Source organism: Glutamicibacter sp. NPDC087673 (assembly GCF_044743255.1).
Taxonomy (GTDB): domain Bacteria; phylum Actinomycetota; class Actinomycetes; order Actinomycetales; family Micrococcaceae; genus Glutamicibacter.
Window position 1 is genome coordinate 5,076 of the sequence record NZ_JBIUWB010000014.1, and the last position, 1,128, is coordinate 6,203.

Below are 1,128 nucleotides of genomic sequence, written 5' to 3' on the forward strand. Positions count from 1 at the left end.
GTTGAGCCGCAGGGCATAACAACTCATTGCCCCCATCCTGGCCATTGGACGCTGCCACGAAAATGTCCGACTCATACATCGCTGGAAGCTCATGAGCTTCAATCTGAGCATGCTGTGCAAGGTGACCCATATGGATAACTAAGAACCGCCCTGATTAAGTTTCAATTTTCTATTCGCCGATCCTGGGATGTCTATGCTTGATCCATGAGTGGCAGAGCCAAAGCATTTAGCGATGAAGGCGCACGGGATCCATCGCGCCCAAAACAGTATCGGGAACGAAAGAGAGCTCTGTACTTCCTGGGCATAGGAGGATTCTGCTTCCTCCTGACCTTGGCAGTGAATTACGGATTGAAGTTCACGATTCTGGGGGCGCATCCAACTTCAGCTTTTCTTATCGCTAATGCAGCGGCCACGGTAGTTTCCTACTACCTCTCGAGACGGTTTACCTTTGGGGATGTCGCCCACGGCCTCAAACGTATTCAGTTCATCAAATTCGTCGGCATGTCTACGGTAGCTATTGGAATTACTGCGGCGCCGGTTTATGTATCCCGTTGGATCTTTGGAATCACGGAACCGCACGTTTCTTTTATCGTCCAGGAGATCGCCGACTTTATCGCCGGACCAATTATCGGGACGTTACTTGGGATGATCTTCCGATGGTGGGCAATGAAGAAGTTCGTCTTCCTGGATACGCTCCATAAACGTACAGAGATCCTGTAAACCGCAGGAGCAAAGCAGTCGCGATTCCGCTGCAGATTTGTTCAACTGTCAGGGCGTCAGAGTACGCCCGCGGATTATGCCACCACAGTGTAACCACGATCACTGTCAAAAGTGCCCTGCCGATTTGCGGAGCCCTGAAAACCTGTGTATAGTTTTTATCTGTTGCCGGAACGGAAACAACACGGAATCTACCGTTTGTTTACCCGGCAGCCAATCACTTTTCACTGAAGGTTTTCCGCCGATTTTGATCGGATCAGGAACTCTGGTAAGTTGGAAAAGTTGCTCCGGAGCGAAGCAGTCATCGAAGGATTGGTGGTTGTGGTGTCGAGAGTGTTTGTTGTTTGAGAACTCAATAGTGTGCCAAGTTTGTTGATACCGAATATTTTTATTTGGTGAATACATAACATT

2 protein-coding genes are annotated in these 1,128 nt (G+C 49.0%); one reads left to right on the forward strand and one right to left on the reverse strand.

The window, feature by feature from the left end:
- Nucleotides 1-204 precede the first annotated feature (204 nt).
- Nucleotides 205-720 (forward strand): GtrA family protein, encoded by a 516-nt coding sequence (locus tag ACIOTL_RS18020; RefSeq protein WP_388026059.1) that lies wholly within the window; start codon nt 205-207, stop codon nt 718-720.
- A gap of 105 nt (nt 721-825) precedes the next feature.
- On the opposite strand, the gene ACIOTL_RS18025 is transcribed toward ACIOTL_RS18020, so the two are convergent.
- Nucleotides 826-1,128, reverse strand: a 303-nt coding sequence (locus ACIOTL_RS18025) for a hypothetical protein (RefSeq protein ID WP_400344214.1), incomplete at its 5' end; no start/stop codon positions are given.

Coding starts and splice junctions, on each gene's coding strand:
- ACIOTL_RS18020 (WP_388026059.1), top strand. CDS start 205: ATGAGTGGCAGAGCCAAAGCATTTAGCGATGAAGGCGCACGGGATCCA.